Genomic DNA, 18,696 nt, shown 5'->3' with positions numbered 1-18,696 from the left:
TGACGCGCCGTAGCCCGGATGCAATCCGGGAAGCAGGCAGCTCAGCCCCCCGGATTGCATCCGGGCTACCAAAGCAGGCATCGCGTATTCCTGCTGCTCAGGCCTGCAGAGCTTCTTCAACGAAGTCCAGGCGGTCCTGACCGAAGAACAACTCGTTGCCGACGAACATGCTCGGCGCGCCGAACACGCCACGTTTCACCGCTTCCTCGGTGGTGGCCTTGAGGGTGTCCTTCACCTCCTGCTCGGCCGTCAGCGCCAGCAGCGCCGGGGCATCGAAGCCCGCCTCGCCGAGCACCTTGCCCAGCACCGCCAGGTCGCCCAGGTTCAGCGCATCCACCCACATGGCCTTGAACACCGTCGTCAGATAGGCCTCGAAGCGCTCTGGCATACGCTGCTGCACGGCCACCGCGCCGCGCATCAGGCCCAGGGTGTTGATCGGGAAATGCGGGTTGAACTGCATCGGCACCTGGTAGCGCCGGGCGAAGCGCTGCAGGTCCTGCATCATGAAGCGGCCCTTGCTCGGAATGGTGATCGGCGAGGCGTTGTGCGTGGCCTGGAACACGCCGCCCAGCAGCATCGGCTTGTAGATCAGCTCGGCACCGTGCGCCGCGCAGATGCCCGGCAACTGGGTCCAGGCCAGGTAGGTGGTGGGGCTGCCAAAGTCGAAGTAGAACTCGACGGATTTGCTCATGAATGGCTCTCTCTTGTGATTGTTCTAACGAGGTACCGCGACCCAGCGAGCGGCGTTCAGGCTAGGCGTCGCGTAGCGGGTCAATGCACGTCACCACTTCTCGATCCAGGGGCGCAGGTCCAGCTCGAACGTCCAGGCATCACGCGGCTGGGCGTGCAGGAACCAGTAGCTGTCGGCGATATGCTCGGGGTTGAGGATGCCGTCCTGGTCCTTGCGCGCATAGATGGCCGGGAAGGTGTCGCGGATAAACGCGGTGTCGATGGCGCCGTCCACCACCACATGGCCAACGTGGATATTCAACGGCCCCAGCTCACGCGCCATGCTTTGCGCCAGGGCGCGGACGCCATGCTTGGCGCCGGCGAAGGCAGCGAAATGCGAGGCGCCGCGCAGGCCCGCGGTAGCACCGGTAAACAGAATGGTGCCGCGACCCCGCGTGACCATGCGCCGCGCCACCGCCTGGCCGGTGAGGAAGGCGGAGAAGCAGGCCATTTCCCAGATCTTGAAATACTTGCGCGCGGTCTCTTCGAGAATGCTGCAGGGCACGTTGGCGCCGATGTTGAAGACGAAGGCCTCAATCGCGCCGATCTCGCTTTCGATCTGCTCGACCAGCGCAGCGACCTCCTCTTCCTTGCGCGCATCGGAGGCAAAGCCATGGGCCTCGCCACCGGCCGCGCGGATCTCGTCCACCAGCGGTTGCAGCTTGTCGGCGCTGCGCCGGGTTACGCAGGCAATGTAGCCCTCGCGGGCGAAGCGCTTGGCGATGGCGCCACCAGTGGCGTCACCCGCGCCGATGACCAGCACCACTTTCTTATCGTTGGACGGCGTGCTCATGCTCTAGACCTCTTTAATAAACGATCGTTTACCAAACGAACGTTATGCTACGCTTTCCCCATCGTCAAGCCAGTACCGCAACGGAGGCCCGGGTGCGCTATTCCCCCGACCACAAAGCCCAGACCCGCGAGAAGCTGCTCGCCAGCAGCAGCGCCATTGCCAAGCACGGCGGCTTCGCCAGCACCGGCGTGGATGGCCTGATGAAAGCCATTGGCCTCAGCGGCGGCGCCTTCTACAGCCACTTTCCGTCGAAGAACGAGCTGTTCGGCGCCATCGTCGAGCGCGAGTTGAGCCACAGCCTGGAGTTGCTCGGGCACAACGGTGCAGGCCGCGACCGCTTGCAGCGCTGCCTGCAGCTGTACCTGAACATCGCCCACGTGCAACAGCCGGATGCCGGGTGCGCGCTGCCCAGCCTGGGGGCGGAAATCGCTCGCGCCGAGTTGCCGGTGCGCGAGCGCGCCGAACACTGGCTGGTGCGCCTGCAGCAGGCCTGGGCAACGGAGCTGGAAAACCCCGAACTGGCCTGGGCCATCATCGCCCAGTGCGTCGGCGCACTGCTGCTGGCACGCATGCTGGCCAGCCCGGAGCAGCAGCAGGCAGTCCTCGACTCGAGCCTCGCGCTGCTCGCCCCGCAGCTCGCCAGCCGCGACTAAGCGCTCCGAAGAACGCCAGAAACCCCTGAAATAGAGCCTCCCGCTCGCCACACCAGAACACCGTGCGGTAATCTGACGAAGTGCTCGCCGCTTCGTCGGCCGGCGCTGGCGCCGCGTTGGCCAATCCGTAGACTGTGCGCCGCCACTCGACTTGCGCCACTATTTTGCCATCACTCCAGAGGTTGCCATGTCCACCCCGGCTAACGCTCCGCAGATCCTCATAGCCGAGGCCAACCCCTGGATTGCCGACCTGCTGGCTCAACTGGTGCTCGATGCGCGCAACGATGCCCAGATACTCAAGGTCAGCGACGGCGCAGCCGCCCTGGCCCGCTGTCGGCGCAAGCTGCCAGACCTGGTGATCGCCGATGGCGAACTGGCCGGGCTCGACGGCATCGAACTGCTCCGCCAGCTGCGCCGCCATCCGCGCACCCCGGCGCTGCCGTACATCCTGATCAGCAACCGGGTCGACGCCTCCAGCGTGCGTGCCGTGTTGCCACTGGCGCCTGCCGCGTACCTGGCCAAACCGTTCAATGCCGAACACCTGCGCCAGCGCCTGCAAACCCTGCTGCACAGCGAGAGTTACCAGGCCGACACCAACGCCCCGACCCTGCTGGTGGACAACCTCGAACACTACCTCGACAGCGTGCGCGAAGAAGGCCAGGGCGCGCCGCTGCTGGCCGATGTGCGCGACGCCGTGGCGCGCAGCCTGCAGGCCGGTGAACAGGACCTGGGCGAGCTGGCCGCCGAGTTCTCCCGCGACCCGCAAATCACCGCACGCCTGATCGCCGCCGCCAACAGCGCCGCCGAACAGCGCAGCGGCCCCTGCCAGACACTGTCCCAGGCCCTGCAACGCCTGGGCATCGCGCGCAGCCTGAACCTGGTGCTGGGCCTGGCCATCCAGCGCAACGCCCTGCTGCAGGACCCACGCCTGGCGGAGTTGGCCAGCCACACCGGCGAACAGGCCCAGCGCGGCGCCGAAATCGCCCACTGGCTGGCCGCGCAGCTGCGCCTGGACAACGAGCTGTGCTACACCGCCGGCCTGCTGCACAACATCGGCGAGCTGGCGCTGCTGCGCAGCCTGCAGGACTGGCAGAACGCCGGCGGCGAGCTGAGCAACGAGCAGATCGAGCGGGCCATGAGCCGCCGCGCCGCAGGTTTCGGCTCGGCCTTGCGCATCCGCTGGCGCCTGCCGTTCGGCTTGCGCGAGCTGATCGCCGCTTACTACGCCCTGGGCAGCGGGGTGTTCTCCCGCGAAGCGCTGGTGCTCAACCTCTGCGCCCAGCTGCTTGAGCTACCGGCCAACCAGGCGCCGCAAAGCCTGCTGGAAAGCCGCGCCGCGCGCCTGCTGCGGCTACCGGTGACGCTGCTCGAGCATTTCCCCGGGCGCTTGCTGCAGTCGGCCTGATCAGCCGTCGGTGTCCGCCGCCTGGCGCAACAACTGCAGGTCGATGATCTCGATCTCGCCATAGTTCAGGCGCACCGCACCGCGGGCCTGCAGCTCCTTGAGAATCTGATTGGTAGTTTGCCGCGACAGGGCCAGCATCAGCGCGAGCTGCTCCTGGGCCAGATGCAGGTTGCGCCGCTCGCCGGTCTCGCCATAACCCTCTGCCATCAACAACAGGCGCCGGGCCAGGCGCGGGGCTGCCGGCAGCAGGCTCATGTCTTCCAGGGCAATGAAGGCCAGGCGCAGTTTCTGGCTCAGCAGCAAGGCAAACTCGCGCCAGTAGGCGGGCTCACGCTCGAGCAACGTCAGCAACTCCGCCTGCGGCACCAGCAACAGGCGCGTCGGGCCTTCGGCAAAGGCGTCGTGGGTGCGTGGCTGGCCATCGAACAGAGAAATCTCGCCAAACCACTGCGGCGCTTCCACCAGGGTCAGCAACGCTTCCTTGCCGGTGCGGCTGACCGCGCCGATACGGATGGCGCCCTCCAGCACGGCGTACAAACCACAGGGCGGATCGCCGCGGCGGAACAGGCGCTGCCCGGCGTCCAGGCTACGTTCACATGTGGCGGCCAGCAGCGCATCCTGCAGGGCAGCAGGCAGGTGGCTGAACCAGTGGCCTTGTAACAGCGAAAGGCGCAGGGCCTCGGTCGTCACGATGATCTCTCCGGATTTGTCGGCTAGCTGACAGAGCCGCATGGGGCAGTCCAGCCATTATCGGCCAAAGCACCCCGACCCATGAGGCGTATGCAAATGAAGTCCCTCGTCGATCACCTCGGCCAGTACGCGGAATACCACCGCGACCAGCGCAACATCCTTAGCCACTTCATCGGCATCCCGCTGATCGTGGTCGCCGTCGCCGTACTGCTCTCGCGCCCCGGCCTGGAGGTCGCCGGCCTGTGGCTGTCGCCTGCGCTGCTCACCGCACTGGCCGCCAGCGTCTTCTATCTGCGCCTGGATCTGCGCTTCGGCCTGCTCATGGCCGCGCTGCTGGCGCTGAGCCTGTGGGCCGGCGCGGCGCTGGCGCAACAGAGCACCCTGGTCTGGCTGAGCGGCGGGCTGGGCCTGTTCGTGGTCGGCTGGGTCATCCAGTTCATCGGCCACTACTACGAGGGGCGCAAACCGGCCTTCGTCGACGACCTGATGGGCCTGGTAGTCGGCCCGCTGTTCGTGGTCGCCGAGCTGGCGTTCCTCCTCGGCCTGCGTGATGACGTACGCATCGCCGTCGAACAACGCGCCGGGCCGACCTGCATCCGCCAGAAAAAAGCCCTGGCCTGAGCCCACTCACAGCGCCGTGCACCCCAGGTGCCCGGCGCCACACCGCACAACCCCGCTACAGAGCCTCCCCCGCCACCGCAAGCCTTCCAGTAGTCAGGTTCCTGAACTACTACATTCCGTGCCCAAAACCACCTTTAGCCGCCGGATTGACCGAAAAAACCACGGCATGCCCCCACGATTCGGTGGTTCCACCCCAACCGCAATCGACGAATGGTCATTCAGCAAAGCTATGGCTGGCGCGGGCCCGAGCCCTGTTTGTGAGCGCCGAGGCCAGTAATGACGCCGCTTTGCCGGAATATCGGGAAACCCGCAGTCCGATAGTGACTTGTAGTTATTAATCAGTCCGACTCCAGAACTTCTTGATGGCCTCGCCGTTCGCCTGCAAAATGCCGCGCCCCGCCCATTTACGCGCGGGTTTGTGCTGATCCGCCCTCGCCAGCGCGCCATCCGTAGTGCGCCGGTTCATTAAAAAGATCACGCAGGAGAATTGAAGTGCACATCGGTGTTCCTCTCGAGACCCATGCCGGTGAGACGCGGGTTGCCGCTACTCCCGAAACCATCAAGAAGCTGATCGGCCAAGGCCATCAGGTGACCGTCCAGACCGGTGCCGGCGTTAGCGCCAGCATCCCGGACAGCGCCTATGAAGCCGTGGGCGCAGCCATTGGCAACGATGCTGCCGCCTTCGGTGCCGATCTGGTGCTGAAAGTGGTTGCCCCGACCGACGCCGAACTGGCCCACATGAAAACCGGCGCCGTGCTGGTTGGCATGCTCAACCCGTTCAGCAACGAGACCATCGCGCGCATGAATGCCCGTGGCGTCACCGCCTTCGCCCTGGAGGCCGCCCCGCGCACCTCCCGCGCGCAGAGCCTGGACGTGCTGAGTTCGCAAGCCAACATCGCCGGCTACAAGGCCGTGCTGCTGGCTGCGCACCACTACCCGCGCTTCATGCCGATGCTGATGACCGCCGCCGGTACCGTGAAGGCTGCGCGCATCCTCATCCTCGGTGCCGGTGTTGCCGGTCTGCAGGCCATCGCCACGGCCAAGCGCCTGGGTGCGGTGATCGAGGCCTCGGACGTGCGTCCGGCGGTGAAGGAACAGATCGAATCGCTCGGCGCCAAGTTCGTCGACGTACCGTTCGAGACCGATGAAGAGCGCGAGTGCGCCCAAGGCGTTGGCGGCTATGCCCGTCCGATGCCGGCCTCGTGGATGGAGCGTCAGGCCAAGGCGGTGCACGAGAAGGCCAAGCAGGCTGACATCGTCATCACCACCGCGCTGATCCCGGGCCGCAAGGCACCGACCCTGCTGCACGAAGCGACTGTCGCCGAGATGAAGCCGGGCTCCGTGGTCATCGACCTGGCTGCGGCGCAAGGCGGCAACTGCCCGCTGACCGTCGCTGAAGAAGTCGTAATCAAGCATGGCGTGACCATCGTCGGCCACAGCAACCTGGCGGCCCTGGTGCCGGCGGACGCTTCGGCCCTGTACGCACGCAACCTGCTGGACTTCCTCAAGCTGGTGATCGACGCCGAAGGCAAGTTCCACCTCAACCTCGAAGACGACATCGTCGCCGCGTGCCTGATGTGCCGCGACGGTGAAATCGTGCGCAAGAACGGATAAGGAGCCAGACAATGGAAGACATGCTGATCTCCCACGGTATCTACAACCTGATCATCTTCGTGCTGGCCATCTACGTTGGCTACCACGTGGTGTGGAACGTGACTCCGGCCCTGCACACCCCGCTGATGGCCGTGACCAACGCAATTTCCGCGATCGTCATCGTCGGCGCCATGCTGGCCGCCGCCCTGACCGTGACCCCGCTGGGCAAGTTCATGGGCACCGCTGCCGTGGCCCTGGCCGCGGTCAACGTGTTCGGTGGCTTCCTGGTCACCCGTCGCATGCTGGAAATGTTCAAGAAAAAGGCGCCTAAAGCGCAGGCGGAGAAACACTGATGAGCATGAACCTGATCACTGTTCTCTACCTCGTTGCCTCGATCTGCTTCATCCAGGCACTCAAGGGTCTGTCGCACCCCACCACGTCGCGCCGGGGCAACCTGTTCGGCATGATCGGTATGGGCATCGCCGTGCTCACCACCGTGTTCCTGGTGTTCAAGCTGGGCGCACAGATGGCCGAAGGCGGCGCAGCCAAAGGCCTGGGCTTCGTCCTGGTCGGCCTGCTGCTGGGCGGCACCGCCGGCTCGATCATGGCCAAGCGCGTCGAAATGACCAAGATGCCGGAACTGGTCGCCTTCATGCACAGCATGATCGGCCTGGCCGCGGTGTTCATCGCCATTGCCGCCGTCGTCGAACCGCAATCGCTGGGTATCGTCGCCAACCTGGGTGACGCCATCCCTGCCGGTAACCGCCTGGAGCTGTTCCTCGGTGCAGCCATCGGCGCCATAACCTTCTCCGGCTCGGTGATCGCCTTCGGCAAGCTGTCGGGCAAGTACAAGTTCCGCCTGTTCCAGGGCGCGCCTGTGCAGTTCAAAGGCCAGCACCTGTTCAACCTGGCCATCGGCCTGGCGATTCTCGGCCTGGGTCTGTACTTCACCTTCACCGGTAACCTGACTGCGTTCGCCATCCTGCTGGCCCTGGCCTTCGTGATTGGCGTGCTGATCATCATCCCGATCGGCGGTGCCGACATGCCGGTCGTAGTGTCGATGCTCAACAGCTACTCGGGCTGGGCGGCGGCCGGTATCGGCTTCTCGCTGAACAACTCGATGCTGATCATCGCCGGTTCGCTGGTGGGCTCAAGCGGCGCCATCCTCTCGTACATCATGTGCAAGGCGATGAACCGCTCGTTCTTCAACGTGATCCTCGGTGGCTTCGGTGGTGCGACTGAAGAAGCCGGCCCGGCTGGCTCCAAAGAAGCTCGCCCGGTTAAATCCGGTTCGAGCGACGACGCCGCCTTCCTGCTGACCAACGCCGACACCGTGATCATCGTCCCGGGCTACGGCCTGGCAGTGGCCCGTGCCCAGCACGCACTGATGGAGCTTGCCGAGAAGCTGACCCACCGTGGCGTCACCGTGAAGTACGCGATCCACCCGGTTGCCGGTCGTATGCCTGGCCACATGAACGTCCTGCTGGCCGAGGCCGAAGTGCCTTACGAGCAAGTGTTCGAGATGGAAGACATCAACTCCGAGTTCGGCCAGGCCGACGTGGTGCTGGTGCTGGGCGCCAACGACGTGGTCAACCCGGCCGCGAAGAACGACCCGAAGTCGCCGATCGCCGGCATGCCGATCCTCGAGGCCTACAAAGCCAAGACTGTGATCGTCAACAAGCGCTCGATGGCCAGCGGCTACGCCGGCCTGGACAACGAACTGTTCTACCTCGACAAGACCATGATGGTCTTCGGCGATGCCAAGAAAGTGATCGAGGACATGGTCAAGGCGGTCGATTAAGACGCCTTTTCCCGTCCAATAAAAAAACCGGCCTGGTGCCGGGTTTTTTATGAGTCAACTTTAGCCCCCCCCTGCGCTAGAGACCTAGCGCTTAGCCACATTGCTAACAAAGCAATGGTAACTGGTTAAGCGGGTAACACGAGGGGGCGAAAAACCACGCCTCAATGGCATAGCGCTCTTGGGTCATCCCCGGGTCGACGGCTGTGCGATGTAGATTCCGCTCATCGAACAGAATCGCATCGCCAGCTTTGAAATGAAGGCGCACCGGCGGTGTATCACCAGCGGCGGCGCGCACCGCGGCATCGTCAACGGACCAACTGAAACTGGCCTCCCCCGTGCCAGTGGGAACAATCCCGGGCAGGCGAGTTGGCACCATATCCATGGATGGGGCATCTACACCGCAATCGGTCAGGGCAATCCACAAATTGACGGTACGAATATCCTGCCCTAGGAACGCACCATCCTGATGCCAACCTGAATTCGATTTCGGAGAAACCCGACGTAGCGTGGTCTTCTTCACAGACAACGCGGGAGCCTCTCCCAGATAGCCAGCCAGCACCGGCAAAACTCCGCTCTGCCCAAGCGTCTCGAGTAACTTGAAAAAACCTCGGGGGGAGTCAGCAGCCAGAACGCCTCCACCATCGCGTACCCACTTGCGGGCAATCTTCTGCTCTCCACCTTCAGGGCAAGGTTGCAGCGGCGTAAACCAAGCCTGTTGTTCTTCATTGCGACGATCAGGCTCAACGTCAGCAGCCTTGATGGCGTTGTCTATTGCTGCGGTCATGGTACTGATCTGTGCAGAAGACAGCAGACCACGAACGATCAATGCGCCATGCCCCTGAATACCTTGAGCCAGGATTGAGGCCGAAAGTTGGTCTTTCTCTACCGACGGTATTACCCCAGCCGCGAAGGGTGACGCTTGCACCACGGGCGGCCAATGTGGTGCGCCCTGCGGGTGCTGCACATGGAAAAACCCTCGATGGCGCATCGCCATAAGACAGATCTCAATGTCGGCTGAAGGCGCTGCGCGTACTTGGGCAGATAGCCGATCAATTGCCTCACGCACAAGCCCAGCCGAGAAAAGCCGCTGACTGGTATCGACGACATTTTGCTGAGAAGGGAGCCCGAAAAGCCGCCTTAGTAGTACCCTCACGATAGAGCCCCCAAATTTGGGGTCTGCCGGCTTCCACCCACAAAAAACCGCTTCATAGAGTGCCCTCATAGTTCGCTCGTTTTCAGTTTTCCTATGCTGGCAACCACCAGCAGACATTCGATCTATACCTTCCCGCGCGCAAGTTAAAGCCATATATTCCTACCCTCGGGAATAGCAGGTACAGGGCACATCCCCGTCAGCAAACCTGCTAGCCCGGCCTACCGGGCCTCCATGCTCAAGGCGCGCAGAGATCTGCAGCCATATCACCTAAGCCATAGCCGGTTTGCCCAGGCCGGAAGTGCTTACCAATTAGCAACGTCTTATCCACCGTTCCCGAATAGGTGTCGCGTCCATCGGCGCCAGCACCAATGTAAGTCGGGGAATGCAACACAGCTTCGTCATTCGTGCGAGTCAACATTTGCGAACTCTGCAACACCAGTTCCTGGTTGACGAACAGACGGACGTCAGCGGTGCCTGGTTTCTTGAAAGGAAATTGGCTAGCTGGCTCGAGATAGACGCTAGCGATGAGCGTATTGCAGGCACGCGGCAGGCTCACCGCAGCTCCACTCAAAAAAACAGTTGCCCCGTGGCGAAAACGCAGGTGCCCGTCGGGCAGCAAGTGCATGCTCCAAACGCCTGGTTGCTCAACAAGGATCTGTTCACCCTGCCCCGCCGAAGGTGACCCTAGAGCCAACCCTAAGGAGAACCCGCCAATCATGGGGGCACGCTGAAAGTCACGCCCGGTCAAAACGCCCGCTGAAGCAGATCGTCGCTGCCAGGTAAGCGGAATGGGGCGAACCTTCCGCTCCCAATCCCGCATCAGATCGCCCGCCTGCACCTGACTCAGCTCAAGCGTCTCACTGCGCACCGGTCTGTTAACGGGGCCAGTAACTGCCTCGACCGAAAACGGACCCGTCACATCCTGCGCGAACAGCCCGCGCCCAGGGAAATGCACGCCATACAACTGCCCCCAGGCCGTATCAGCCGCCCAGTGAAGTGCATCGACTTTCGGCAATGACGCCTGAGCCAACAACGCATCAGATAGGTTGCGCCCCGAGAGACCACCTGGCACCTCACCACCAGCCATGCCCAGCAGGGTCGGATACAGGTCTGTGATACGCGTGGTGCCTTCAATATCACCCGCTTTCAAGTGGCCTGGCCAACGGATCAACAACGGTGAACGAACTCCTCCCTCGCGGTAGCTGACCTTGATGCCGGTGAACGGATAGTTGCTGTCGCGTGCGATGTTCGGGCTGCCGTTGTCGCTGGCAAAGACCACGATAGTGTTTTCAGCCTGGCCGGACTGCTCCAGCGCCTGCAGAACACGCTGCACATTATGATCCAGCTGGGCCAGCACAGCCAGGTAACGGCCATTGGCGTCATCCGGATACTGCTTGGCGAATGCTTCGGCTGGCTGATATGGGTGGTGTGGTGACAGGTACCACAGGTTAATGAACCAAGGCGCCTTATCATTCTTGGCGTTGGCAATCTGCTTCAGCGCGTAGTCGGTGAGGATGTCATCCAGATGTCCCGAATACTTCCTGATGGGCTCTCGATCCAGTTGCAACCAGGGGTTCATGAATGTGGGTTTACTACTTTCCAACTCTCCCGAGGCATTCGGCCCCTGTAGAACGAAATGGCTGAACATCCCAAACCAGTGATCAAACCCCTGCTGCAAAGGCCACACCCCTGGATACTCTTTGGCCTCCCCCACATGCCATTTCCCCACATGCAAAGTGCGATAGCCCAGTTGCTTCAATGATCTGGGCAATGTTTCCAGATCCTCCGACAACCCCAAGCCAATGGGCTCGAAACCAATGGTCACCGGATCCCTACCACTCAACAGCGCGGCCCGGCTGACGGAACATGAACTGTCCGTATAGTGGCTGCGAAAACGCAGCGACTGCTGGCTTAACTGATCCAGCGTAGGGGTTCTCGGCTCACCTGCCCCCCAAGAAGCGATATCGTTGTTGCCCAGGTCATCCGCAAGGATGAACAGGATGTTGGGCCGTGAAGGTTGATCGGCATCATTGCCCGAACAGCCAGCACACAGGAGAATGATCAGAAATAAAAAGCACGCGTTTTTACAGTAGCCCGCCACGAACAGGATCCTTGCCAAATGAGTGATACGTTATTTCCGAAACTGGCCGCCGATCGATACGTGGCACCCAGTTCGGATGGTCTTCTCATCAACTACCAGGCCCTACAGACTGCCCAGGAGCAACTGGCCGGGCTTTACTGCGAAAACCAGCCATTTCCCCACATCGTTATTGACGGCTTCCTGCCCCAGCGCACAATCCAAAAACTCTTGGAAGAATATCCACAGGATCAAAACCTGCCCATATGGAACGACGCCACGCACAAGGACAAAGAGAGTGGCGAGTATGTGCAAAAGGACAAGCGCAACATCCGCGACAATCTGCTCATGCCACCGACCTATCGGCAACTGATCTGGGAACTCAACTCCCACTATTTCCTGAGCTTCCTGAGCAAGATGACCGGGATTGCCAACCTGATTCCCGACCCAAACCTGCGCGGGGCCGGCATCCACCAGATCGGTCGCGGAGGCTTCCTCAAGATTCACGCCGATTTCGCAACACATCGCGAGTTCGCCCTCGATCGCCGTCTGAACTTCCTGCTCTATCTGAATCAGGACTGGCCGGAAACATACGGCGGCCACCTGGAACTTTGGGACAAGGACATGCAGGGCCCGCCCAAACGGGTACTGCCGACCCTGAATCGTTGCGTGGTATTCAATACGACGTCGACCTCATACCACGGCCACCCGCAGCCGCTGACCTGCCCGGAAGATGTCCAGCGCAAATCGCTCGCGCTGTACTACTACACCAATGGCCGACCTGCAGGCGAAGCGCAGCCTGGCTTCGCTACGCTTTGGCAGGCCGTCCCAGAAATTTATCGGTAAGTACCGGTAGGTGGGATTTGAGCCGCAAGAACGGCCGCTCGATAACGCGATAGCAGATCACTGCCAGCAGCCAGGACACCAGGAAGCTGCCAGCAAGCGCCACCAGACCCTCGGCAGACCAGAACGGGAAACGTCCCCCGTTAGCGGATTTGAGCGGATAGGTCAGATAAAACTGCACAGGTAGATGGATCAGGTAAAGCGAATAGGAAATCGTGCCGAAGTGGCTGAAAAGCGGATTGAGTAACAGCTGCCTGATCTTACCCTGCCAACACAGACAGCAAAGTAGTATGCCCCCCCACAGCAGAGCCTCAAGCGAATGGTAAAGCGGCATACGCATGAGCGCCTGAGTTTGGCCGACAGACCCGTACCATTGCAAAAGCTGTAGCAGACTTGCTAGCAGCACTAGCGACAGCAGCATGCCACTCTTCATAGACGCGCTCAGCCATAAGAAGCCACGCCCCATGTAAAACCAACAACACACAGCACCGACCATAAAAGCGGAGCCGCGACCAAATAGAGAGGACCGCAGCCAAGTGGTTTCCTCGTTATTTAGCCATCTCGGCTGGAAAAAGTAGTAGCAATGCAGAGTGAACCAAATGACGCAGGCAGCAGTTAATAAATAGCGGCCTGCTCTGTACTGAAGCGTCAACATCAGCCAAGGCAGCAGCAAATAGAACTGCATCTCCGTACAAAGCGACCACCATGGCACGCTGAACGGAAAAATATCGAAACCGACCGGAATAAACACTAGTGCCTTCAACGCACTTCCACTGGAACTGACCAGCCAAGCCACTAGAATCGCACAGTAGTAGAGCGGGACAACCCGCAACACCCGCGCACTATAAAAACTGCCAATGCCAACTCGCTCGCCATTACGCATGGCCAGAATGAAAGGCTGCGTCAGGAGAAACCCGCTAAGCACGAAAAACAGGGAAACCCCGGTGTTTCCCGCAGCCACCACCCGTAGCCAAAGGGAACTACCCTCTGGTAGACCAGCCGCACCATCACTGGTGAGTATCCCAAAGTAGTGAAACATCACTACCAGCAGGATTGCCCAGCCACGCAAGGCCTCCAGCTGTGGGATATAACGCGCAGGGCTGCGTAGCCCTGCCAGAGCCGGCGAGCTGCTCATCAGGCCTGTTTGACTGGCTTGGCTGGAGCATCCTGGGTCAGACGCTTGAGCTTACGGTTATTTTCCAGATGCTTGCTGGCATGCACATAGAACGCCCGCAACGCCGCATCGGATTTTTCGCTCTGATCCTCAAAGAGAACCTTCAGCAGCTCAGGGTCCTGACTACGATCGCCACCGGGCTTGCGCAGCACACCCAGACCGAAACCATGATTGAACGTGAAGGTTTCGTGATGGCCACGAATTTCATCCCAGAATTTCCAGGCACCGAAGTCCTGCAGCCGCGCCTGCACATCATGGAACAGGATGATCCCACCCGGTTTGACCTTGGGATACCAGTTGGCGAAGTCCGCGCTGACCGCTTCATAGGTGTGGAAGCCATCGATGTGCAGCAGATCAACACTGTCTTCGTTGAAGTGCTTCAAAGCATCTTCGAAGAACATCCGCATCAGGTAAGAGAAGCCGTGGTAGTGCTGACGGTTGTGGTTGTTGACCGAGTTGAATACCGACTCGTCGTACTTGTCGGTGTGCTCATCACCCTCGAAGGTATCGATGGCGTAGCACAGGCCATCGATCTCGTTTTCCTTCATCGACTGGCAAAAGGTGAAATACGACAACCCTTTGTGAGTGCCCAGCTCGACCAGCATTTTCGGGCGAATCGCCGCAACCAGGTCATAGCCAAACGGCAGGTGATCAACCCAGGTACTGAACACCATATGCAGGGGTTCGAAGCGGCGGATTGACGGTGGCATGTAGACAAGGCTCATTTTCTTATTCCCTGCAGACTGTGGGTTGATTTAGATACTGGGTTGGCACAAATGACATAGTTGGATGAGCTTGCTCACGCCTGGCGTTCTTCGCGCAGACGCTCCTTGGCGCGCTCATCGGCATACATATCTTCATTTCGTTCAGCGCAGCGCTGCATGCGGTGCATGCCGCGCTCAATGGAATGCTTTAAATAACGCAGCGCCGGCCCCGGGATCTTGCCTAGCAGGATCGGCTCAACTGTGGGTGAACGGAAAGGCTGGCCCAGCAACTCCGTGAGCTGATCACTCTGCCTGCGCAGAATGTCGTCACGCTTGACCACTTCGGACGTGGTAACACCGCCATGCAACTGATGGAACGACCCTTCGCCGGCCAACATGAAGGAGCGTGTACGCGGATGCATGGCAATCTTGCGGTAGATACACAAGTTCAGCGCACCGCCCCCCGGCAGGTCGAAGCGCTCATCTGCCTGACCTATTTCGCGGAATACCTCGGCTGAAGTGAACAGACAGTTGCATTCCATGAAGGGGTGGAAGATGCCGTTAGGATTCGCCCCGCTCAGGCAGGAGATATCGAACAGGCCATAGCCATTGCGCTGCCAGTCGATCTCGTCCAGCAGTGCCTGCTCCTTTTCCTCGGTGTAACCATGGGTCAGATGAAACTGTTGTTCGTTTTCACCCAGGTGATAACCCGGCACGGCAACCATGGCATCAGCATTCAGGCTGAATGCCATCAGCACGTTGTGCACGACCCCCGGGGTCACCATGCGCGCGCCATCGATCATCAAGCCAATGAATCGCCCACGGGCCTGGGCAAAACCGAAGTTGATGGCAGCCGCCGGAGAGACGCCTGGCTCATCGCGCAAGAAGTAATGGAAGTTACCTGGCAACGCCGCAATGGCCGCAGCGTCCATATTCCGTCGCGAACGGTTCTCGACTAGGATTACTTCGTAATCATCGGCTGCCACACCGTCCTGATAGGCCGGGCTGAGGCTGATCAGGGTATTCAACGCCTGGCGCGGCATGTCATAGGCAATGACGATAATGGAAAGTAGTGGCGTACTCACTAACCGCCCACCTTTTCCAGCGACAAACGCACAAAGCGGTACACGCTCGGATGTGGGCTACCCAGCAGAATCGGCCGAACATCGGGGGGCGCGCGATCATCGCCACGGATGGAGCGATCCTGATCGTCCAGCGCCTTGTAAATGACATCGCGCTCGGCTTTGCGCGTTCCAGTGGTCACACCTCCATGGAACTGGTGGAAGGAACCCTCGCCGAACAATAAATAGAACGGGGTATCCGGATACTCCAGCAGACGCTTGTAGAGATCCAGATTGGCGTTACCGCCGCCAAAATCGTTATAGCGGATGTCCATCCCACCCAGCGCAGCCCATTTGCGCATCGACATACAGATAAAGTTGCTTTCGTAATTGGAGCGGAAAAATCCGCCCTGGCACGAGCCACTCAGCACCGCGATGTCGTACAGACGATAACCGTCCTGGGGCCACTCGATACTCGCCAACAGGCTGGCCTCAGCCTTCTCGTCATAGCCTTCGTTGACGGCTACCTGCTGCAGCTTGTGTCCGATGTGGTAGCCAGGCGCAGATACCGCGGCATGCGGTGCCATGCGAAAAGCTTCGAGAGCCAGGCGCACCACGCCAGGGGTGACCATTCGCGCGCCGTCGATCATGATCGAGATATGACTGCCGGTAGCCTGTTCTGCGCCAAAATTGATGGCATTCACCGGCGAGCGCAGAGTCTCCTCTCGAGGGAAGTAGCGCACGTTTCCAGCGTACTGCGTGGCACGTTCATGCCCGAGCAGACGATCCGAATGGTTTTCCACAACGATCACTTCGTAATCGTCTTCGCTGACACCCTGCTGATAAGCAGGGCTCAACGAATAAAGTGTCTTTTCGGCCTGATCGGGCATTTTGTAGACAATGACCACGATCGATAAACGAGGGATTCGGCGGAAGATCGACATCTATTCGTTACCCGTCAGCGCGCACAACGGCACAGTTCGCGATACAGCTTCTGCAGTTCGGCTGGTAGCGGCTGGCGCACCTGCTCGTGATGCTTCAGTTCGGCGCTGAAAAAGCGCTCTGCCGAGGGTTCGAGCCCCAGCTCGTCTAGAACGGCATCGAGCTTGCGATGCAGCACTGACTCATCCTCATCGAAACACAACAAGGGGAATTTGACCTGACGGTACAACGCCAGGAGACGCTTGTTATAGGCGAGCCAAAGTGCAAACGCCTGCTCCTGGGGCATCCCTCCCCGCGCCGCAAGCGATTGGGCAACCGCCGTCGGATGACGGAATATTCCGACGAAGCGCAGCTCGGGCAGCAGGTGCCGCCAGCCCTCAACCAGCAGCAGCGTACGCGGATCCTTGAACCCCCAGCGGGCAACGCCGTCGTACTCGGCGATCAGCTCACGTGCCGCTGCATATTCCTCATCGCTCCACAGCACCGGCTCGGCGGGCGGGTTGTCCCAGGCAAAGCCTCGCTTAAGCAGGACTTCGTCATTGAATGCGACGATCTCCAGATTTTCCCGGTTGCCTTTGAGGTTATGCGGATTCCAGGCGCTGAACTTGCCAAGCTCCAGGCCTGCCTGCTGCAAAGACCCGGTCAGGAAACTGGTGCCACTGCGGTGCATGCCCACCACCATGACAGTTACCCGCTCGGGACGTGGCTGAGCTTGCTCAGCACGGGAAAACAAGGATCGGATAAACCGCATAACCTTCCTAATTGTTCTTATAGGCACTGCGCGACCATCTGGCAGCAAATGCCCAGGTCGTGTAGGCAACGTGATGAAAAAGGAGAGCATTGTGGTTAAATGAGCGCCCCTTTTCAATCGGCCTCTGTCGTAGATGAACTATAAGGAAATCCTGCTTTACGGGGTGTACAGCGACCTTCGTACAGAAGTGGCACGCCGCTTTCTCGGCTTCCTCTGGTGGATCATTGAGCCGGTCATGTACATGGCCACTTTCTATCTGGTCTTCGGCCTTGCACTGCGGCAGGGCGGCCCGGATTACGTCCCCTTCCTGCTGACCGGTATGATTGCCTGGAAGTGGTTTGATGGGTCCGTGCGCCAGGCTAGCGTAGCGATTTCATCAAATTCCGGCCTGGTTCAGCAGATCTATGTGCCCAAAAGCCTCTTCCCGCTGATTCAAATCTTCAGCAATACCTTTAAGTTCTTCATCATTCTGCTGCTGTTGCTGCTCTTCATGCTGGTCATCGGTAAACGTCCATCGTTGCACTGGCTTGGCCTGGTGCCGATTATCCTCACCCAGCTGTACCTGATCATTGCCTTTGGTCTGCTGCTGGCGAGTGTTATTCCATTCGCCCAGGACCTGAAGCATGTTGTTGATAACGCGCTGATGCTAATGATGTTTCTCTCCGGCATTTTCTTCAGCGCCGAGAGAATTCCAGAGTCTGTGCGCTGGCTGTTCGAACTCAACCCCATGGTGCTGGTCATTGATGCCTATCGCGCCGTGCTGCTCAACAATCAGTGGCCAGATGCCATGCACCTGCTTTACATCGTGGCGGTCGCCACTCCTGCGCTGGCCTTCGCCCTGCTGTTCATTCACAAGAATGAGCGGCGTTATCCAAAGCTGATGCTCTGAGCAAAATCATGAGTGAAAAAGTCATCTTCGAAGTCAAGAACGTCGGTGTGTCCTATCGCCAGCGTGTAGGCGTTCTGCGCTATGAAAACTACTGGGCACTCAAGGATGTGAGCTTTGCCCTGCATGCCGGTGAAACGCTGGGGGTGATCGGCTCCAATGGCGCAGGGAAAAGCACACTGCTGCGGATGATTGCCGGCATCATCGACCCGGACTGCGGGCAAATCTGGCGGCAACCCAATACCAATGCCAGCCTGCTGGCGCTGAATGTCGGCTTCAGGCCGGAGCTGTCAGGACGCGAAAATGCAATTCTCAGCGGCTTGTTACTCGGCATGCCACTGAAACAGATCAAGTCGCAGATAGATGCCATTCATCAGTTCAGCGGCCTGGGTAATTTCTTTGAGCGCGCAGTTGGTACCTACTCCACAGGCATGCGTGCGCGCCTGGGCTTTGCTGTCGCCATCCAGGCCAACCCGGACATCTTGCTAATTGACGAGGTGCTTGGCGTCGGCGATCAGAACTTCAAGGACAAATCGCACGCTGCGATGAAAGAGAAGATCGAGTCGAAGAAAACCGTCGTATTGGTTTCCCACAGCATGGAAGCAATCAAGTCACTCTGTGACCGCGTTCTCTGGCTCCATGAGGGCCGCAGCATCATCTGTGACAACGCCGAACAGGTTACCAGTGGGTACCTGGAAGTAGCCCGCATGGCCTACAAGGAAGAATGCGCAAAGAAAGCCGCCGAGGCGGCTGCAGCACTCTGAAGAAAGCCGTCGGCTGAACAACAAGAAAAACAGGCAATAGATCAGCACTAGAGAGT

At 60.1% G+C, this 18,696-nt stretch carries 19 protein-coding genes; 9 read left to right on the top strand and 10 right to left on the bottom strand.

Annotated features, from left to right (window positions below):
• Positions 1–97 precede the first annotated feature (97 nt).
• Both H3H51_RS05270 and H3H51_RS05265 read right to left on the bottom strand, forming a co-directional pair.
• The gene (locus H3H51_RS05270) at positions 98–691 is read right to left on the bottom strand and encodes a 2-hydroxychromene-2-carboxylate isomerase (protein ID WP_183087953.1); all 594 of its coding nucleotides are present in this window, start codon (positions 689–691) and stop codon (positions 98–100) included.
• A gap of 90 nt (positions 692–781) precedes the next feature.
• Entirely contained in the window at positions 782–1,522 is a 741-nt protein-coding gene (locus H3H51_RS05265; protein ID WP_183087952.1) for an SDR family oxidoreductase, read from the bottom strand.
• Between the two features lie 92 nt (positions 1,523–1,614).
• Here H3H51_RS05265 and H3H51_RS05260 point away from each other — a divergent pair, with 92 nt between their 5' ends.
• Positions 1,615–2,175: a TetR/AcrR family transcriptional regulator gene (locus H3H51_RS05260; RefSeq protein ID WP_183087951.1), complete on the top strand. Its 561-nt coding sequence runs from the start codon at positions 1,615–1,617 to the stop codon at positions 2,173–2,175.
• A gap of 187 nt (positions 2,176–2,362) precedes the next feature.
• Positions 2,363–3,580, top strand: a complete 1,218-nt coding sequence (locus H3H51_RS05255; RefSeq protein ID WP_183087950.1) for an HDOD domain-containing protein — start codon at positions 2,363–2,365, stop codon at positions 3,578–3,580.
• Here H3H51_RS05255 and H3H51_RS05250 read toward each other — a convergent pair whose 3' ends face one another.
• Positions 3,581–4,270, bottom strand: a complete 690-nt coding sequence (locus tag H3H51_RS05250) for a Crp/Fnr family transcriptional regulator (RefSeq protein ID WP_328803619.1) — start codon at positions 4,268–4,270, stop codon at positions 3,581–3,583. It abuts the gene before it with no gap.
• 96 nt (positions 4,271–4,366) lie between these two features.
• Here H3H51_RS05250 and H3H51_RS05245 point away from each other — a divergent pair, with 96 nt between their 5' ends.
• The 4 genes from H3H51_RS05245 to H3H51_RS05230 all read left to right on the top strand — a co-directional run bounded on the left by H3H51_RS05245 (position 4,367) and on the right by H3H51_RS05230 (position 8,285).
• A complete protein-coding gene (locus H3H51_RS05245) occupies positions 4,367–4,891 on the top strand; it encodes an Mpo1 family 2-hydroxy fatty acid dioxygenase (RefSeq protein WP_183087948.1) in 525 nt (174 codons plus the stop codon).
• Positions 4,892–5,383: 492 nt separating this feature from the next.
• Positions 5,384–6,505, top strand: coding sequence for a Re/Si-specific NAD(P)(+) transhydrogenase subunit alpha (locus tag H3H51_RS05240; protein WP_183087947.1), 1,122 nt, complete (start codon positions 5,384–5,386; stop codon positions 6,503–6,505).
• Between the two features lie 11 nt (positions 6,506–6,516).
• Positions 6,517–6,837, top strand: a complete 321-nt coding sequence (locus tag H3H51_RS05235; protein ID WP_183087946.1) for an NAD(P) transhydrogenase subunit alpha — start codon at positions 6,517–6,519, stop codon at positions 6,835–6,837.
• Positions 6,837–8,285, top strand: coding sequence for an NAD(P)(+) transhydrogenase (Re/Si-specific) subunit beta (locus tag H3H51_RS05230; protein WP_183087945.1), 1,449 nt, complete (start codon positions 6,837–6,839; stop codon positions 8,283–8,285). The genes H3H51_RS05235 and H3H51_RS05230 overlap by 1 nt, the downstream gene beginning before the upstream one ends.
• A gap of 103 nt (positions 8,286–8,388) precedes the next feature.
• On the opposite strand, the gene H3H51_RS05225 is transcribed toward H3H51_RS05230, so the two are convergent.
• Both H3H51_RS05225 and H3H51_RS05220 read right to left on the bottom strand, forming a co-directional pair.
• Complete coding sequence (locus H3H51_RS05225) at positions 8,389–9,507, bottom strand: phytanoyl-CoA dioxygenase family protein (protein ID WP_183087944.1); 1,119 nt, start codon at positions 9,505–9,507, stop codon at positions 8,389–8,391.
• 166 nt (positions 9,508–9,673) lie between these two features.
• A complete protein-coding gene (locus H3H51_RS05220) occupies positions 9,674–11,539 on the bottom strand; it encodes a sulfatase family protein (RefSeq protein ID WP_183087943.1) in 1,866 nt (621 codons plus the stop codon).
• 18 nt (positions 11,540–11,557) lie between these two features.
• Between H3H51_RS05220 and H3H51_RS05215 the strand changes: the two genes are divergently transcribed.
• The gene (locus H3H51_RS05215) at positions 11,558–12,361 is read left to right on the top strand and encodes a 2OG-Fe(II) oxygenase (RefSeq protein ID WP_183087942.1); all 804 of its coding nucleotides are present in this window, start codon (positions 11,558–11,560) and stop codon (positions 12,359–12,361) included.
• On the opposite strand, the gene H3H51_RS05210 is transcribed toward H3H51_RS05215, so the two are convergent.
• From H3H51_RS05210 to H3H51_RS05190, 5 genes are all read right to left on the bottom strand, one after another.
• Positions 12,324–13,493, bottom strand: a complete 1,170-nt coding sequence (locus H3H51_RS05210; protein ID WP_183087941.1) for an acyltransferase family protein — start codon at positions 13,491–13,493, stop codon at positions 12,324–12,326. The two genes, H3H51_RS05215 and H3H51_RS05210, sit on opposite strands and share 38 nt — an antisense overlap.
• On the bottom strand, positions 13,493–14,257 hold the full coding sequence (locus H3H51_RS05205) for a class I SAM-dependent methyltransferase (protein ID WP_183087940.1): 765 nt from the start codon (positions 14,255–14,257) through the stop codon (positions 13,493–13,495). Before H3H51_RS05205 ends, H3H51_RS05210 begins: the two co-directional genes overlap by 1 nt.
• A 74-nt stretch (positions 14,258–14,331) precedes the next feature.
• A complete protein-coding gene (locus H3H51_RS05200; protein WP_183087939.1) occupies positions 14,332–15,321 on the bottom strand; it encodes a glycosyltransferase in 990 nt (329 codons plus the stop codon).
• Complete coding sequence (locus tag H3H51_RS05195; RefSeq protein WP_183087938.1) at positions 15,321–16,241, bottom strand: glycosyltransferase; 921 nt, start codon at positions 16,239–16,241, stop codon at positions 15,321–15,323. Before H3H51_RS05195 ends, H3H51_RS05200 begins: the two co-directional genes overlap by 1 nt.
• A 14-nt stretch (positions 16,242–16,255) precedes the next feature.
• Positions 16,256–16,921, bottom strand: coding sequence for a sulfotransferase family protein (locus H3H51_RS05190; RefSeq protein ID WP_183087937.1), 666 nt, complete (start codon positions 16,919–16,921; stop codon positions 16,256–16,258).
• Between the two features lie 202 nt (positions 16,922–17,123).
• Between H3H51_RS05190 and H3H51_RS05185 the strand changes: the two genes are divergently transcribed.
• Both H3H51_RS05185 and H3H51_RS05180 read left to right on the top strand, forming a co-directional pair.
• Positions 17,124–17,879 (top strand): ABC transporter permease, encoded by a 756-nt coding sequence (locus H3H51_RS05185; protein WP_183087936.1) that lies wholly within the window; start codon positions 17,124–17,126, stop codon positions 17,877–17,879.
• A gap of 8 nt (positions 17,880–17,887) precedes the next feature.
• Positions 17,888–18,640 carry an ABC transporter ATP-binding protein gene (locus H3H51_RS05180; protein ID WP_183087935.1) on the top strand — a complete coding sequence of 251 codons (753 nt, stop codon included), beginning with the start codon at positions 17,888–17,890 and terminating at the stop codon, positions 18,638–18,640.
• Positions 18,641–18,696: the final 56 nt, after the last annotated feature.

It is taken from the genome of Aquipseudomonas ullengensis, from assembly GCF_014174475.1.
In the GTDB taxonomy this organism is placed as follows: Bacteria; Pseudomonadota; Gammaproteobacteria; order Pseudomonadales; family Pseudomonadaceae; genus Aquipseudomonas; species Aquipseudomonas ullengensis.
This window is presented reverse-complemented; position numbering and strand designations above follow the sequence as displayed.